We start from the raw sequence: 16,995 nt of genomic DNA, 5'->3' as shown, positions 1-16,995 counted from the left end.
ATAATATATGTCTAATATAGGTAACATAGAAATTTTACAAATTATAGATTCTGTAGCTCGTGAGAAAGGAATATCAAAAGAAGTTTTGATATCAACTGTAGAACAAGCAGTGCAAGTAGCAGGGCGAAAAAAATACGGCAATGAATATAATATCAAAGCACAAATAAATAGAAAAACAGGTGAAATAAATCTTTTAAGAGTGCTTAAAGTAGTAGAAAATGTAGAAGATTATTTAACACAAATTTCACTTACCGAAGCTTTGCAAAAAGATTCTGAAGCTAAAATTGATGGTGAAATATATGAATATTTGCCTTCTATTGATCATGCAAGAGTAGCAGCTCAATCCGCAAAGCAAGTCATAACACAACGTGTTATAGAAGCAGAGCGTGAAAAACAATATCATGATTTCAAAGATAGAAAAGGTGAAGTTATAAATGGTGTTGTCAAAAGAATAGAATATGGTGATATAATAGTTGACCTTAACCGTGCTGAGGCAATAATAAAGAGAGAACAACAGATTAAAGGTGAAAATTTTAAAGTTGGTGATCGTGTTAAAGCATATGTACAAGATGTAAGACACGAAACAAAAGGCCCCCAAATCTTTTTATCTAGAGCAGATGATAGGATGCTTGCTAAACTATTTGAGTTAGAAGTAACAGAAATTTATGAGGGAATGATCGAAATAAAAGCAGTAGCACGTGATGCTGGTTCAAAAGCCAAAATAGCTGTATTTGCTTCAGATAGTAGTATAGACCCGATAGGTTTATGTGTTGGTATTAGAGGCCATAGGGTAAAAGCTATAACAAATGAGCTAAATGGAGAAAAAATTGATATAATATTATGGAATAGAGATGTTGCACAGTTTATAATTAATGCTCTTGCACCTGCTGAAATTTTAAAAATTCTTATTGATGAAGATAAAAGAAAAGTAGAGGTAGTAGTTTCGCAGGAAAATCAAAGTCTTGCTATAGGCAGAAGAGGGCAAAATGTAAGACTTGCTGCTAAGCTTACAGGATGGAATATCGATATAATGACTGAAGAGCAAGAGTCAAAACGAAGAAATGAAGAATTCGTAACTTCTACAGAATTATTTATGGAAGCTTTAGACGTTGAAGAAGTAATAGGGCAGCTTTTATCAGTTAGTGGATTTAACACAGTAGAACAAATTGCAAATAGCGATATTAATGCTTTAATGAATATTGAAGGTTTTGAAGAAGAACTTGCTGTAGCGATTAGAAATAGAGCTATTAATTATGTTAATCTCAAAAATGAAAAGATTGTTAAAGAACTTGAAGAGCTTGGAGTTGAACAGGAATTAATAGATATATTAGAAATACAACCTGAATTAATATTAAAATTTGCTGAATATGGTATTAAGACTATAGAAGATTTAGGTGAAATGAGCGTAAATGAATTTAAAAATCTAGCTCCAAATTCTAATATAACAGATGAAAATATTAAATTATTAATTAAGACTGCTAAACAACATAGCGAGCTAAAAGAAGAATAGTGTCATCCCGTGGCTTGTACCTGCGGAGTCCAGATAAAAAATACTAATAATATTAGTATTTTTTATTGTTTTTCTGGATGCCGTGGACAAGCCACGGCATGACATCGAGAGTGCTTTTCGATCCATGCAACAAAGCCGGCATGTCCACAGGGTGACACCGGTACTAAATACAAAGGTTTAAATATGAAGGATAACCAGGAAAACAAACCCAAAAAGTTGACACTTAGCAATACGAAATTGTCACTTAACAAGTCTTTTGACTCTCTTGCGAGTACTCAAAATTTTGTCAATGCTAAGTCGAAAACATTAGTAGAGGTTAGAAAAAGCTCTAGTGGTTCTACTACTACCCTTTCATTAAATAAAGAGAAAGGTAGTTTAGAAACTGGTTCAAGTAGTGGTAGTGAAGAATTTAACAGACGCTTATCTATTCTAAAAAAAGCTGCAGAACAATCAAAATTAAATGATAATTCACAAATAAGTACTTTAAGTAAACTTGCAAGTATTAATCAATCTATTGCTTCACAAGAAGATCCTATAGAAGTTGAGCAAAAAGAAAGCAGCGATACTAACAAAGTTAAAGAAGAGCCAAAAATAGAAGAAGTAAAAGATACTGAGGCGTCTGCACTTCAAACCCCTAAAAAGAAAGAGGATATTTTTGTAAAGTCTCCATTAGTAGGAACTAGAACACGTTACGGTATAGAATCAGAAAAAGTTGTAGATAAAGTAACCGCAAATAAGGTGATTGCACCAAAACCTACAGTTGAAGAATCAAGAAAGTTTAAAAAGACTGACCTCTTTAATATGGTTGGTGACGATGAAAACGACAATAGGAATAGAACTAGAACTAGAAGTCTTGCTTCTATAAAAAGAGCAAGAGAAAAAGAAAAGCGTAAATCATTAGTACAAGTCCCTGAAAAAGTATATAGAGAAATAACGCTACCTGAAGTTATTGGTGTTGGTGATTTTGCAAATGCAATGTCTGAGCGTGTATCTGATGTTATTAAAGAGTTAATGAAGCTTGGCATTCTTGCTAATGCTAGTCAAATAATTGATGCAGATACTGCAGAGTTAGTAGCTACACATCTAGGTCATGCTGTCAAAAGAGTCCAAGAATCGGATGTTGAAAATATCTTAATTACCAATGATAAAGCAGAAGATTTAAGATCACGTGCACCAGTTGTTACAGTTATGGGGCATGTTGACCACGGAAAAACTTCTCTGCTTGATGCTCTGAAATCTACAGATGTAGCATCCGGTGAGACAGGAGGAATTACTCAGCATATTGGGGCTTATAGAGTAACGCTTGCTGATGGTAGAGCTATTACATTTATTGATACTCCTGGTCATGAAGCTTTCTCAGAAATGCGTTCAAGAGGTGCAGGTGTCACTGATATAGTTATCATAGTAGTTGCAGCAGATGACGGAATTAAGCCGCAAACTGTTGAAGCGATTAACCATGCAAAAGCAGCAAATGTTCCTATAATAGTTGCCATTAATAAGATTGATAAACCTGATATTGATATTGAGCGTGTAAAAAACGAGCTCTATATGTATGAAATTATTGGTGAAGAAGCTGGTGGTGACGTTATGGTTATTCCAATCTCGGCACTTAAAAAAATTAATTTAGACAAGCTTGAAGCAGCTATTTTATTAATTGCAGAAATGCAAAATTTAAAAGCTAGTCCGTTCGGATCAGCTAGCGGCGTTGTGATCGAATCAAAAATCGAAAAAGGAAGAGGTGCGTTAACAACCATGCTAGTTCAGCGTGGTACTTTAAAAAGTGGCGATATTATAATAGCTGGAACTGCGTATGGTAAAGTCAAAAAAATGACTAACGATAAAGGAATAGAAGTTTTAGAAGCTACCCCGTCCGTTCCAATAGAAATTCAGGGATTGAGTCATGTTCCTCATGCCGGTGATATGTTTAACGTAGTACAAACTGAACAGCAAGCAAAAGACATAGCAGAATATAGAGAGCGAGTTGCTAAAGAAAAGAAAATATCTATAGCACCACGTTCAAGCTTAGAAGATTTATTCTTAAAAGCTTCTGGTAGTAGTAAAATTAAAGAATTACCTTTAATTATTAAAGGCGATGTTCATGGTTCAGTGGAAGCTATTGCTGGTAGTTTATTAAAATTACCAAATGATGAAGTTAAGCTCCGCATTCTTCACAGTGGTGTAGGTCCTATAACAGAATCAGATGTATCACTTGCTCATGCTTCTTCAGCTATCATTGTTGGTTTTAATGTTAGAGCAGGTGCAAACGCAAAAACTGCTGCAGAGAAAGAAAAAGTTAAAATTAGATATTATAGCATAATATACGATCTATTAGATGACGTAAAAGCAATCATGAGCGGAATGCTTGATCCGATTATTAGAGAGCAATATATTGGATCAGTAGAAATTAGGCAGATATTTAACATTACTAAGATTGGTAAAATCGCTGGTTCTTATGTCACTAGAGGTATTATTAAGAAAGGAGCAGGAGTACGCTTATTACGTGATAATATAGTAATGCATGAGGGTAAGCTGAAGACTTTAAAACGCTTTAAAGAAGAAGTTAAAGAAGTCAGAGAAGGCTATGAGTGTGGTATCGCATTTGAGAATTACGAAGATATCAGAGAGGGCGATACAGTCGAGGTATTTGAGCTGATTCAAGAGAAAAAACAGTTATAACTTAGTTTCCGTCATTGCGAGAAGAAACTGTAAGTTTCGACGAAGCAATCTAGTAAAAAAATACTAATAACGCCAATTTAGGATAAGAGAAGTTGTTCTGGAGCTAAAGCATCAAGTTTTATACGAGATTTAGTGATAGCATAAGAAGTAACACAAGCTAGTCCGTCCGCCAAAACTCTACAAGCCTTATAGATAATATGGTTTTAAGACAAGAAGTAATACAACAATCCGTAAGAAAATGATAAAATATGGTCATAAACCTTATGGATTTCAGTCAATGCCAATAGACAACATTATCAAATCGCAAGAACAAGGGAAACTGTTTGGTTATAAATTAAAAGAAGAATTAAACCCAAATAATAAGCTATATAAATTAAGAGAATTAATAAATTGGTCTAGGCTCGAAGAGTGGTTATCAAAAAATGTTTGTATTAAGAAATTTGGTAGAAATAGAAAATGTCATAGAGTGATGCTTGGCATAACGATGCTACAAGCAATGTATAATTTTTCAGATTCATTATCAGAGGAAGAGCTAAAAGAGAATATGTATTGGCAGTATTTCTGCGGGTGGGAATATATAGAAAAAGACATAGCTATCTCGGAAACTAGTATACGACGGTTTCGTAGTGTATTAGGTGAAGCTGGATATAATGAGATATTATCGGAGTTGATCAGGGTTGGGATAAAAACTAACACAATTAAAAAAAAAGATTTGGAATTAATCATCGCTGATACGACTGTACAAATTAAGAATATCAAACACCCACACGATGTTTATTTAATGGATAAAGCTAGGCTTAGCATAGTAAAGCTTTGCAACAGTTTGGGTATACATTTGAATGAAACATACGCTAGAACCTATAAACGCGATATAGTAAAGCTATGGAAATATAAAGAACATAGTAAAGCCAAGAAGCGTTGGAAAATAATGAAGCATTTAAAAATATTACTGGGTCGTTTGATTAGAGTATGTGAGCGTGAGATCAAAAATAAGCAATTAAACTTGTCTCTCAAAAATCAAGAAGTATTGCAAAAAATAAAACAAATACATAACCAATCTGTTTTAAAAAGAGAAGCTAAAAAGCAATATAAAGAAGATAACAAAGTATTATATAGTTTTCATGCCCCTGAAGTAGAGTGTATAGGAAAGGGAAAACGCAACAAGCCATATGAGTTTGGCAATAAAGTAGCGGTAGTAGTAAGTGGTCGTAGAAATTTTGTTTTATCCGCAAAATCGTTTCATAATAATCCTTATGATGGTCATACATTGCATCAGAGCTTTGAAGCAGTAGAGAGTGTCACTGGAATCAAGATAAAGAAATCATTTGTTGATCTTGGGTATAGTGGTAGCAATGTAAAGGAGAAGAGTAAGGTATATACCCCAAAAACGCGGAAGAAGTTGTTACAAGAGGACAAGTCTATGATCAAGAGACGCAGTGCCATAGAACCAATAATAGGTCACTTAAAGCAATATGGTCGGATGGGTAGAAACTTCTTGAAAGGTATGATAGGAGATATTATCAATCCAATAATCTCTGCTATTGGTTTGAATTTACGATGCATTGCAAATCATTTACAAATCGTGTCTAACTCCACATAAATCAAAAATATCATCATGCAAAAACTAGATGAACGATAAAAAATCGTTAACAATAGCTCCATATCAAAATTAGACCAACACAGAAATGTATCAGTAAAAATTAACATAACTTATTAATTTTTATTGAAAATCTTAGCAATTTGTTGTCAAAACTCTATCCCATTACAAATGATCAGGATTTGAAGTGTTTTTGGCGGATAGACAAGCTAGAATATGCACCAAGAAAATAATCGTGGCACAAGCCACGGGGAATTTAACCCAATAGGGAATGATGCTCCTCGCAGCAGAGCTACGAGGTATCTAAAAAAGTTTTAGTTGTTTCTTATGATATCACGAAGCAGAGCTTCGGGGAATTAAACCCTGAGAGATTAAAAATTGATTATATCTGGCTTAATTAATTATAGAACTTTCCATTCATTGAAATTTGGATATCATGCTCCTTGAGAATATTTATGTGGTCATAACTGGTATATTGGCTACCTTGATCACTATTAAATATCTGTGGAGCGTTATACTTACTGAGAGCTTGTTTCAAGACATCAGTTACAAGAGATGCATCCATAGAATTTGACAGTTTATAGCTCAATATGGCCTTGCTATGCCAATCTATAATAGCTGCCATATACATAAAGCCACCATTAGTTCTAATGTAAGTAATGTCACCACTCCAAACCTCATTCACATTAGGCACATACACTTGCTTTGTTGAGCCAGATTTAGTCCAATATTGATCAAGTAAGTAGCTATAGATCTTATGCTCACTATCGTTTCGAGAAGTAGATTTTTTCTTATGTGGGTAAATAGCTTCTATACCCATCATCCTCATATATTTCAGTACTCGATCTTTACCGACAATAAAACCATCTTCTAGTAACTGTTGATGAATATAGCGATAACCAAATTCAGGATTATCTGTATATATTTCATCTATTCTATTTAAAATACTTAATTTATTTATACTCATCTCCTTGGATTTATAGTAGGCTGTAGATCGACTAATCTTTAATAGTTCACACTGTCTTGATTTTGAGAGTTGATTTAGCTTGGGCTCTGTCTCATCAATTGTGTAAATTTCGTGAACCATTAAATTCTACCATCAAATTTGATCATAAAATGAGCCATAGCTTCATTCCAATTGGGGATAGGCATAGACCATTTTTTGGTAATATAATCAATTGTCAGATATAAAACTTTAAATACTGCGTCATCATTTGGAAAGATGCGTTTATTCTTAGTAACTTTTCTCAATTGGCTATTCAGCGATTCTATCGCATTTGTAGTGTAAATAATCTTACGAATCTCCTTTGGATATTGCAAGAAAATTATCAAATTATCCCAATTATTATACCAAGATTTAGCTATATGCGGATATTGCTTACTCCATTTTTGATCAAATGACTCAAGAGCTAATTCTGCTTCTTTTTCAGTAGCAGAAGTATAGATTAGTTTCAAATCCGCTGCTAATTGCTTTCTATCTTTATATGATACATATTTGAGGCTATTTCTGATCTGATGGACAATACAAATTTGATGTTCAGTTTTCGGATATACTGATGCAATAGCATCAGACATACCAGTTAGATTATCACTACAAGCAATTAAGATATCTTTTACTCCTCGATTCTTCATTTCAGTAAAATTACCAAGCCAAAATTTAGCTCCTTCATTCTCACTTATCCATAAGCCTAAAATATCCTTTCTGCCAGATAAATCTATTCCTAAAGCTACATATACTGATTTATTAATAATAAGTTTATCTTGTCTTACTTTCACTACTAAACAGTCAAAATATACTATAGGGTATACTGATTCAAGAGGTCTACTCTGCCAAATCTTGACCTCATCTATTACTTCATCTGTAATCCTGCTGATTAGGCTCTCACTGATCTCAGCTCCATATAATTCTTGCAATTGTGTTTTAATATCAGACACACTCATACCCTTCGCATATAAGGATATTATCTTTTGGTCTAAGCCATCTATTCTTGTTTGTTTCTTTGAGACTATTATAGGTTCAAATTTACCTTGTCTGTCTCTTGGAACATTTAGCTCTATAGTACCATTCTCACTAATCAGATTCTTACTAAAACTACCATTCCTCGCATTCTCAGTTTCAGCTCTATCATACTTGCTATAACCTAAATGTTCTGACATCTCAGCATGCAGTGCTCGCTCTAAAATACCCTTGGTTAATTCCTTAATTAATCCATTCTGACTTAGTACTGTTTTTAAATCTACTCCGCCTTCTATCAGCAAATCTATTGCTTCATTTATTTTTTTATTCTTCTCTATTTGCATTTCTGTTACCTATATTTTTAATTACTTCTAATATAGGCTCAACAAAAATTTACACAATCATTGCAAAAGACTCAAATGATCAGGATTTGAAGTGTTTTTGGCGGATAGACTATCTAACGTTATGCTTTTGATTATATGCGACAATTGTTTAAGTTTTTTATTCATGTTACCAATCACATCTTGTGTTCTTTTTGAACGGTTTAAAGTGAGAAACACTTTTTGTGTTCTGATATCCACAAGAGCGCCTATATTACGACTTTGATTACCTTTGTTAAAAGTTAAATCACCTTCTAAATGACCTATTGCTGCTATCTTTCTATTTATCTCTGGTCTTTCAGTAATGGAAACTCGATTTGGTATTGTAATTCTTTTGTTTCTGATTCTTGTACCATGATGCAACCTATTTTTCCTTTTTCTTGCTAAAGATAAATATAATTTTTGCCTTTGTGCTATAGGAGATGTATAAATAAACTGGTATATACTCTCTGTAGAAATATTGACAGTATCTCGTGATAGTTTACGTCTACCTGAAATTATATCTGGTGAAATACCCTGTGTTAACTGCTTTATTATTTCTGCTCGTAAATTATTATCAATATCTAATTTTCTTTTTCTCTTACCTTGCCTTAAACTGCAAGCAAGTGTGTTAGCCCTATCTGGTCTATAATTATGCCTCATTCTATTGAGTTCATAACATATAGTGCTTTTATCACGGCCAATCTTTGTCCCTATATATCGCGAGCTATAACCACTCTTATTCATTTCGTATATTTTAAATCTTTCATCTATCGTTAAATGAGCCATGATATATCTATATTTAAATGATGCTCCTCGCAGCAGAGCTACGAGGTATCTAAAAAAGTTTTAGTTGTTTCTTATGATATCACGAAGCAGAGCTTCGGGGAATTAAACCCTGAGAGATTAAAAATTGATTATATCTGGCTTAATTAATTATAGAACTTTCCCAGGTTCTTAAGTTTATTGCTATTTATTCTAACTTATTGCGGAAACACACTCCTTCATTTTTTTGTCCAATTTTTTCATGTATGGACCTCCTGTAGAATGCAAGAAAAAAATAACATCAATAATAAAAACAAACAAATGCAGTCATGTATCCGGCTTATAGCTGATAAATCAACCTAATTTATTCTACAGCCCTGATGGAATTCGCTGGCTTACAAACTATATACTTATCAGTCCATCGGCTTCTAAAAGAGCCACTGAAAAACGCAGTTTTTTTGTAAGCTAAGGTTTGTCTTATTTACCATCAATATTAATTATCTCAAGCATATTTCGGGTTGGAATCTCTTACATATTGTTTTGCTTTTACCTATTCATTATATAAATCACCATTTATTTTACTTATAAGTGCTATGCTACACACTCTTTAGCTACAAACTTTACTCTCTACATAATCATCTCCTGATCTTAGTACAGCAAACACCACTCTTGCCAACTTATTAGCTATGGCAACTGTCGTTTTATTATGGCTACTTCGCTCAGATAAATTAAACATCCATTTCGTAAATTGGCTAAAATCTTTTTTAGATTTCTGTTCTTCCGATGTAAATCTTATCTTGGCATTTAGTACAGCTCTAGCCCCTTGAATTAATAAAGTGCGTAAGTATACATCACCTCGCTTGCTAATTCCCAGCAGCTTATCCTTCCCACCACTTGAATGTTGTCTTGGCACTAATCCTAGCCATGCCGATAATTGCCTGCCATTCTCAAAACTTGTAGCATTACCTATTGATGCTATTAAAGCAGTAGCAGTAATTAAACCAAGACCAGGTATAGCTCTTAATCGTTGATATTGAGTTAGGTTACTTGCTATCATTGTTAATCGTTTTTCTATCTCTTTTATTTTTCTGTTATTATCTAAGAATTCTTCTTTTAGTTCACTAAATGTTTGATAACTTAACTGGCTTAATTTCCCTGCATCTAAAATCTCACAGGAGTTTCGCACTTAGCAAATAATATGCTAATCTAGAGAAAAATAGTTTTAGATAAAAATGACAAGATCAAAATGTAGCAAAGATTTATATAAATCATTCTTACAAGCAAGTAGTGTAAGATATACTAGCAAAGCATTATCTGAAGTAAGTCCATTAGATCTATCGCACGATAGTGCAAGTCGATGGTTAAAGAGTAAGGATTTTCGCCCTAGCGAAATCTATAGCAAAGTGTCAAAATATATTGATCTGGAAGATCCTTGTTTATTAGTGGGAGATGACACCTTATTGTCAAAGCAATACAGTAAGAGGATCGAGCTTGTAAATTATCAATATTCTGGGGCTGTACATGATGTTATACCTGGTATAGGAATGGTAAACTTACTGCATTACAATACTCAAATTGATCAATCTACTCCTGTAGATTATAGAATATATGATAAAGAAACTGATGGTAAAACAAAGAACGAGCATTTTTGTGATATGCTTACTTTAGCTAAAGAAAGAGGTATCAAGCCTGATGCTATAGTTATGGATGCTTGGTATAGTGGTTTGGATAATTTAAAACATATACGTAATTTAGGTTGGATATGGGTTACCAACCTAAGAAAAAATAGAAAAGTTAATCGTAATGTTAGCTTGGAAACTTTAGAGATTCCCGATGAAGGGCTAAAAATTCACCTACGTGGATACGGTTGGGTTACGGTATTTAAGTTTGTGGCAAAAAATGGTCGCATTGATTACATAACAACTAATTTAGAGAATCCTACACGTGAGCAAATAGAGAAAATTGTTAAGGCGCGTTGGTCTATAGAAGTTTATCATCGAGAATTGAAACAAACTTGTGGTATTGAATGCTGTCAGGCACGCACGGGTCGAGCTCAAAGAAATCATATTTGCCTTGCTGTATTGGCCTGGCTTGATATGAACAAAAGGAGGATAAATGAAAACATTACTTTATATCAACAAACTTGGGAAGTTATAAAAACATCAATTCAGAACAACATTAAATGGCTTCTAACTAATACACAATTTTGCTAAGTGCGAAACTCCTGTCTCAATTAATTTTGTGATAACCTTATTAATGCCTTGAGGAACAATAAAACCAAACTCATGTAGTAGCCCCCTAATTTCATTAGCAAGTGCTGTACGATTTTTTACCAATCTCTCTCTTACCCTATGTATTGATAAAATTTCTTGTTGCTCTATAGTTTTAATTGCAACAAATCTCATATTAGGTCTTGTCACGGCTTCACATATCGCTTCAGCATCTGCTTGATCATTTTTATTAGTTTTAACATATGGTTTGACAAATTGCGGTGCCATTAGTTTTACTTCATGCCCTAATTTAGTTATTTCTCTTGCCCAATAACTAGAACCACCACAAGCTTCCATCCCTACTAAACATTGTGGTAAATTAGCCATAAATGTCAAAACCTGATCTCTCATCAATTTTTTCTTTAATACTGTCTTGCCATTTTTATCTACACCATGAATTTGAAAAATTCTTTTTGCAATATCTATACCAATTGTAGTAACCTCCATATGGACCTCCTTAATTGTTGTTTTAATATGTTAAATATTAACCCTAGAAGATTAGCAACTGCTTTTCATTCTCTATATCAGGAGGTCCATACCATTAGTCCATTATATATCTTTTTATAAATTCGTTGCTAAAGCAACTTCATTATATCTTCCCTTCGCCTGAAGGCGAGGGATTTGTTATCCCCGTAGGGGGACATTAAGATACTGACACTAAATTCGTGGGATGCCTTATTATATGACATATTAAACATTACCACCATGTAAGGACCTTAGTGAAATAAGCTATAGTTCGAAAATTGCAGAAACAAGGGATTTAGTAAACCTAGTATTCTCTAACCTTTCTTTCAATACCAAAAAGCTTGATTTTAAGCTATGTTTGACGTTTGATGTGTTATAAAAAAATACCGAGAACTGGAGAATGGTGGGTTTGAGAAGACTTGAACTTCTGACCTCACGCTTATCAGGCGTGTGCTCTAACCAGCTGAGCTACAAACCCATAGTTAATTAATATTTTTGGTGTTTATCTTTTTACCTATTACTTGATTAGGTTTTTCTCACACTTGTCACCAAATAGGGCTGAATTAACTATAGAATGCGAAGTTAGGATAAGAAATTATTTTAACTTCGGTAAAACGGTTAAATAATATGGTGAGCTCGCCGGGATTCGAACCCGGGACCCTTTGATTAAAAGTCAAATGCTCTACCAACTGAGCTACAAGCTCTTAAATGATATTTATATACTCGCTTTATTTGAAAAATTGGCGACAATGTTCTATAAGTACTGCAGTACGAAACTATATTAAGTATACGCTTCGTTCCTCGTCTTATGAACTCCTTGCTCTTTTCCAAATAAAACTTCGTCTATATTACTTTTTAAATTTATACGTTAAAGCGTTAAAGTTTTATACTTAGTATAATAAATAATATTTAAAATTATGTTTTACTTTATCGCTGAAAAAGGCTAATCTGTCAACAATTATTTTCGGATTTAATTTAAATAAGGTAAATTCATGAAGCATCAAGACGTTGCTATAATCATCCCTTCCCGTCTTAGCTCAACTAGACTTACACGTAAACCTCTACAGCTAATTGGCTCATCTACTTTAATCGAACGTGTATTTAAACAAGTAAATCAAACTAATCTTGAACATATTTATGTTGCGACTGATTCACAGGAAATAGCAAGCGTAATTGAAAAGCTCGGCGGAAAAGTTATATTTACCGATAGTAATATTCCAACCGGTACTGATCGTACTTATGAAGCTTTTAAGTTAATTCCAAATAATCAAAATATTAATTATATAGTTAATGTGCAAGGTGATATGCCCTTCATTGAACCGGAATCAATTTTAAAAGTAATAGAAGATTTAAAAAATAGCAAATATGATATTGTAACCCCTGTAGTAAAAGTAGAGAAAGATTCAGTAGAAGCTGCAAGTAATGTTACTGTAGCTATTGACTCTAAAGGAAAAGCCATATATTTTTCACGTAGTCTTATTCCAAATGGTGCGGAAGACTTTTTATATCACGTGGGGATGTACGGATTTCGTAAAAGTGCTTTGGAAAAATTTGTGGCTCTTGAACCAACATTTTTAGAGAAAACAGAACGCCTAGAGCAATTACGACTTCTTGAAAATGGCATGACAATCGGCACATGTTTAGTTAATAATGTCCCTATTGCAGTTGATACACCTGAAGATTTAAGTAAAGCAGTAAAATTTTATGAAAAGAATCAATTAGTTTAAAGAATGGTACGTTTTATCTTTATTACAGGCGGAGTAGTTTCGGCTCTGTCTCATCAATTGTGTAAATTTCGTGAACCATTAAATTCTACCATCAAATTTGATCATAAAATGAGCCATAGCTTCATTCCAATTAGGGATAGGCAAGACCATGGCTCTGTTTCATCAATTGTGTAAATTTCGTGAGCCATTAAATCCTATAGCTTAATGCGATAAGGTAGTGACTTATAGTATGAGTTGGATTATACTAAATGAAAAACTTATGGCCAAGGCATATTCATACGATTTAAGAATACGAGTAATAAAAAGTTTAACAGATGGTAAAACAATCAAAGAGACTGCAGAGATATACTCTATTAGTAGGAAGACTATAATAGAGTGGAAAAAAATGATGCTCCTCGCAGTAGAGCTACGAGGTATCTAAAAAAGTTTTAGTTGTTTCTTATGATATCACGAAGCAGAGCTTCGGGGAATTAAACCCTGAGAGATTAAATATAACAATATACTATGACCTTATTTAAAAATCTTGACATAATTTTTATTATAGTCTAGGTTGCATTAGAGTTCTTTAACACTCTATAAAATAAGCTCATAGGTAAATTAATGGACGGCGTGAATTCTAACTTCACCTTTTGGAATAGAGCAAGAAATAGTAAATTTAGGCATATAGTTTGGCCGATTAGATCATATGAATTAACCAAATTCATACCTATGGCTTTGTTAATGTTTTTTATTTTGCTTAATCAAAACTTAGTTCGCAGTATTAAGGATAGTTTTGTTGTTACTTTAATTAGTACGGAGGTACTTAGTTTTATCAAACTTTGGGGTGAAATGCCAATGGGTATTTTATTCGTCATTCTTTATTCTAAGCTCTGTAATTTAATGACTACAGAGCAGGTTTTTAGAATAATTACTGCCACTTTTTTGCTTTTTTTTGCTATTTTTGGTTTTGTTCTATTTCCATATAGAGAATTTTTTCATCCTGACCCTGAATTAGTCAAACATTACATAACATTACTTCCACATTTAAAATGGTTTATAATAATTTGGGGACAATGGAGCTTAGTATTATTTTATATAATGGGCGAGTTATGGCCTGTAATAGTCTTTACTCTCTTATATTGGCAACTGGCAAATAAAATTACTAAGGTCGAAGAAGCTCCTAGGTTTTACTCATTTTTTACTTTATTTGGACAGACTAATCTACTAATTTCTGGAACAATAATTATCTATTTTGCTAAAAGCGAACATTTCCTATTGCCATTATTTTCTCATTTAAGCGACACTAATGAAATTCTTTTAAAATCATTTGTTAGCGTTATTTTAGTTTCAGGATTAATTTGTTTAGCTCTGCATAAATTTATCGATAAAAAAATTGTAGAAGCCGATAAGAACATCAAATTTAAAAATCAAAGAACAGATATATTAAAATTAAGCTTAATTGAAAGTACAAAAATAATATTAACTTCTAAATATCTTGGTTTTATTTGTATTCTTTTGATTTCTTATTCGATGAGTATTAGCTTAATTGAAGGGCTATGGATGTCCAAAGTAAAACAATTATATCCTGATACAAAAGATTTTATTTCATATCACGGTAAGGTATTTTTTTGGACAGGGGTACTTACTTTAGTTAGTGCATTTTTAGGAAGCAGTTTAATTAGATTATGTGGTTGGTTCTGGGGAGCAATTATTACCCCAATTATGATGTTTGGAGCGGGCGTGATGTTTTTCTCCTTTACAGTGTTCGAAAATCACTTAAAAAATATTATAGATACGCTGGGTTATAGCTCACCGCTTATTGTAATAGTTTTTATTGGCGGTTTGTGGCATGTGCTTGCTAAATCAGTAAAATACTCACTTTTTGACGCTACTAAAGAAATGGTATATATTCCGCTAGATAGAGAAATGAAAACCAAAGGTAAGGCCGCAGTCGATGTTATGGGAACTAAGATAGGTAAATCAATAGGTGCTATTATTCAATTCGTATCCTTTAGTATTTTTCCAAATGCCGTGCATAATGATATAGCAGGCTTATTAATGTTCAGTTTTATTATAGTATGTTTAATATGGCTATATGGCGTAAAAGTCTTGGCAGAGTACTATAACAAATTGGTAAAACGTTAAAAATATTGTCATACTGTGGCAGCATTGTTGCGTGGATCATTCCCCCCCTGTCATCCCGTGATTTATGAACTAGAGCCAGTTAAAAATACTAATAACCTGAATTCTGGATTAATAATAGGCTCTGTTTCATCAATTGTGTAAATTTCGTGAACCATTAAATTCTACCATCAAATTTGATCATAAAATGAGCCATAGCTTCATTCCAATCGGGGATAGGCATAGACCATTTTTTGGTAATATAATCTGTAGAAGTTAAGATTTGATCTTACAGACACTATAAATTTTGCCCCTGATTGTCAGTTAAATTTTGACTGTCAGATACATATTCAAGATACAAGATTTCATTATTCTTTTCAACAGCTAATTTCTTACTATCCTTAAAAGTTTGCATAGGAGTTTTTCCATAACAATATTTACCAGAATGAGGTCTTTCATTATTGAAATACTCTAGCCAGATATCAAGATCTAATTGTAGGTCATCAAGATCTGTATAAATCTTTTTCCGCATAGCTGTATCAAAGAATTCTTGTTTCATGGTTTTATTAAAACGCTCACACATACCGTTTGTTTGAGGAGAATATGCTTTAGTAGTAGTATGCTCTATACCTTCGATACTTAGAAATAATTCAAAAGCATGATGCTCTATATTCCCCTTATATTCTGACCCACGATCTGTCAGAATACGAAGTATTGGTATCCCTTGAGTCTCATACCATGGTAACACTCGGTCATTAAGCATATCAGCAGCAGTTAAAGCTGTTTTATCAGTATATAGTTTAACATCAGCTACTCTGCTGTAGCTATCAATAAATACCTGAGAATAAACCTTTACCTATACCCTTAAAGTTGCCTACATAATATGTATCTTGGCATCCTAGATACCCTGGATGCTGTGTCTCAATTTCTCCATGAGCTTCTTTTTCATTACGACGCTTCTCTAGCACTTGTAATTGTGCCTCAGTAAGCACAATACCATCTTGAGCCATTTTTGCTTCTAATGCTTTAAGTCTTTTACTGATGTTGTTTAAATCATTACGTAACCAAATTGATCTTACTCCCCCAGGTGATACAAGTACACCTGTCTTTTTAAGCTCATTTGATACTCTTAGCTGACCATATGCTGGATATTCTATTGCCATATCTAGTACTGCTTTCTCTACAGCAGGATCAACTCTATTCGCTATTATTGGCTTTCTTCGACTAATTTCATACAACGCTTCTTCGCCACCAGTTTCATACAGTTCTTTAAATCTGTAATAACTATCTCTACTATATCCCATCGCTTTACATGCTGATGATATACTACCAAGGCTCTTAGCTAATTCAAGTAAACCTAATTTTGGTTTTATTATTTTTTGATTTAAGTTCATTCTTTATCTCCATTTAATAATTAATTTATTTTACTAAATGTAAGATATAATCTTGTATCTTAGTATTGTCTTTAGTAAACAACTATAAGATACTTAAGGGCACTTAAGTAAGAAGACTAATATGCCGTATTAAATCTTAGGGCTATGTAACCCTGTAGTTGAGATCAAACAATTA

General features: G+C 33.2%; 10 protein-coding genes, 2 tRNA genes and 3 pseudogenes. 7 read left to right on the top strand and 8 right to left on the bottom strand.

All coding sequences use genetic code 11. The features are described 5' to 3' along the window. The first annotated feature begins 7 nt into the window (after positions 1-7). From nusA to AAHI98_RS03575, 3 genes are all read left to right on the top strand, one after another. Positions 8-1,510: a transcription termination factor NusA gene (gene nusA / locus AAHI98_RS03585; RefSeq protein WP_342225070.1), complete on the top strand. Its 1,503-nt coding sequence runs from the start codon at positions 8-10 to the stop codon at positions 1,508-1,510. 183 nt (positions 1,511-1,693) lie between these two features. Further along, complete coding sequence (infB, locus tag AAHI98_RS03580; RefSeq protein ID WP_342225069.1) at positions 1,694-4,186, top strand: translation initiation factor IF-2; 2,493 nt, start codon at positions 1,694-1,696, stop codon at positions 4,184-4,186. Positions 4,187-4,424: 238 nt separating this feature from the next. Further along, the gene (locus tag AAHI98_RS03575; protein WP_342224717.1) at positions 4,425-5,786 is read left to right on the top strand and encodes an IS5 family transposase; all 1,362 of its coding nucleotides are present in this window, start codon (positions 4,425-4,427) and stop codon (positions 5,784-5,786) included. A 394-nt stretch (positions 5,787-6,180) separates the two neighbouring features. On the opposite strand, the gene AAHI98_RS03570 is transcribed toward AAHI98_RS03575, so the two are convergent. The 4 genes and pseudogenes from AAHI98_RS03570 to AAHI98_RS03555 all read right to left on the bottom strand — a co-directional run bounded on the left by AAHI98_RS03570 (position 6,181) and on the right by AAHI98_RS03555 (position 10,050). After that, positions 6,181-6,870, bottom strand: coding sequence for an IS3 family transposase (locus AAHI98_RS03570; RefSeq protein WP_410526198.1), 690 nt, complete (start codon positions 6,868-6,870; stop codon positions 6,181-6,183). Continuing rightward, on the bottom strand, positions 6,870-8,084 hold the full coding sequence (locus tag AAHI98_RS03565) for an IS256 family transposase (protein WP_342224662.1): 1,215 nt from the start codon (positions 8,082-8,084) through the stop codon (positions 6,870-6,872). Before AAHI98_RS03565 ends, AAHI98_RS03570 begins: the two co-directional genes overlap by 1 nt. A 72-nt stretch (positions 8,085-8,156) precedes the next feature. After that, positions 8,157-8,888, bottom strand: a pseudogene (locus AAHI98_RS03560) (IS30 family transposase); the annotation flags it as partial. 583 nt (positions 8,889-9,471) lie between these two features. After that, a complete protein-coding gene (locus tag AAHI98_RS03555) occupies positions 9,472-10,050 on the bottom strand; it encodes an IS110 family RNA-guided transposase (RefSeq protein ID WP_410526197.1) in 579 nt (192 codons plus the stop codon). 46 nt (positions 10,051-10,096) lie between these two features. On the opposite strand from AAHI98_RS03555, the gene AAHI98_RS03550 reads away from it, so the two are divergent. After that, positions 10,097-11,077 (top strand): IS701 family transposase, encoded by a 981-nt coding sequence (locus tag AAHI98_RS03550; RefSeq protein WP_342224656.1) that lies wholly within the window; start codon positions 10,097-10,099, stop codon positions 11,075-11,077. A gap of 15 nt (positions 11,078-11,092) precedes the next feature. Here AAHI98_RS03550 and AAHI98_RS03545 read toward each other — a convergent pair. The 3 genes and pseudogenes from AAHI98_RS03545 to AAHI98_RS03535 all read right to left on the bottom strand — a co-directional run. Further along, positions 11,093-11,581: pseudogene (locus AAHI98_RS03545) on the bottom strand (IS110 family RNA-guided transposase); the annotation flags it as partial. Positions 11,582-12,000: 419 nt separating this feature from the next. Further along, positions 12,001-12,077, bottom strand: a tRNA-Ile gene (locus tag AAHI98_RS03540). Between the two features lie 150 nt (positions 12,078-12,227). Next, a tRNA-Lys gene (locus AAHI98_RS03535) sits at positions 12,228-12,303 on the bottom strand. Between the two features lie 288 nt (positions 12,304-12,591). On the opposite strand from AAHI98_RS03535, the gene AAHI98_RS03530 reads away from it, so the two are divergent. The 3 genes from AAHI98_RS03530 to tlc2 all read left to right on the top strand — a co-directional run bounded on the left by AAHI98_RS03530 (position 12,592) and on the right by tlc2 (position 15,450). Further along, positions 12,592-13,326 carry a 3-deoxy-manno-octulosonate cytidylyltransferase gene (locus AAHI98_RS03530; RefSeq protein WP_342225067.1) on the top strand — a complete coding sequence of 245 codons (735 nt, stop codon included), beginning with the start codon at positions 12,592-12,594 and terminating at the stop codon, positions 13,324-13,326. Between the two features lie 229 nt (positions 13,327-13,555). Next, a complete protein-coding gene (locus AAHI98_RS18090) occupies positions 13,556-13,747 on the top strand; it encodes an IS630 transposase-related protein (protein WP_410526196.1) in 192 nt (63 codons plus the stop codon). A 179-nt stretch (positions 13,748-13,926) separates the two neighbouring features. Next, entirely contained in the window at positions 13,927-15,450 is a 1,524-nt protein-coding gene (tlc2, locus tag AAHI98_RS03525; protein ID WP_342225066.1) for a nucleotide exchange transporter Tlc2, read from the top strand. Between the two features lie 274 nt (positions 15,451-15,724). Here the strand turns inward: tlc2 and AAHI98_RS03520 are convergent. Continuing rightward, positions 15,725-16,820 (bottom strand): annotated as a pseudogene (locus AAHI98_RS03520) (IS481 family transposase). Positions 16,821-16,995: the final 175 nt, after the last annotated feature.

The organism is Rickettsia endosymbiont of Urophora cardui (assembly GCF_964030725.1).
In the GTDB taxonomy this organism is placed as follows: domain Bacteria; phylum Pseudomonadota; class Alphaproteobacteria; order Rickettsiales; family Rickettsiaceae; genus Rickettsia.
Note: the sequence above shows the minus strand (reverse complement) of the source record. Positions and strands in the feature narration are given on the sequence as shown.

Excerpts from the sequence above, each read along its gene's own strand:
- nusA (WP_342225070.1), top strand. The coding sequence starts at position 8 with ATGTCTAATATAGGTAACATAGAAATTTTACAAATTATAGATTCTGTA.
- infB (WP_342225069.1), top strand. The coding sequence starts at position 1,694 with ATGAAGGATAACCAGGAAAACAAACCCAAAAAGTTGACACTTAGCAAT.
- AAHI98_RS03570 (WP_410526198.1), bottom strand. The coding sequence starts at position 6,870 with ATGGTTCACGAAATTTACACAATTGATGAGACAGAGCCCAAGCTAAAT.
- AAHI98_RS03530 (WP_342225067.1), top strand. The coding sequence starts at position 12,592 with ATGAAGCATCAAGACGTTGCTATAATCATCCCTTCCCGTCTTAGCTCA.
- AAHI98_RS03575 (WP_342224717.1), top strand. The coding sequence starts at position 4,425 with ATGATAAAATATGGTCATAAACCTTATGGATTTCAGTCAATGCCAATA.
- AAHI98_RS03550 (WP_342224656.1), top strand. The coding sequence starts at position 10,097 with ATGACAAGATCAAAATGTAGCAAAGATTTATATAAATCATTCTTACAA.
- tlc2 (WP_342225066.1), top strand. The coding sequence starts at position 13,927 with ATGGACGGCGTGAATTCTAACTTCACCTTTTGGAATAGAGCAAGAAAT.
- AAHI98_RS18090 (WP_410526196.1), top strand. The coding sequence starts at position 13,556 with ATGAGTTGGATTATACTAAATGAAAAACTTATGGCCAAGGCATATTCA.
- AAHI98_RS03565 (WP_342224662.1), bottom strand. The coding sequence starts at position 8,084 with ATGCAAATAGAGAAGAATAAAAAAATAAATGAAGCAATAGATTTGCTG.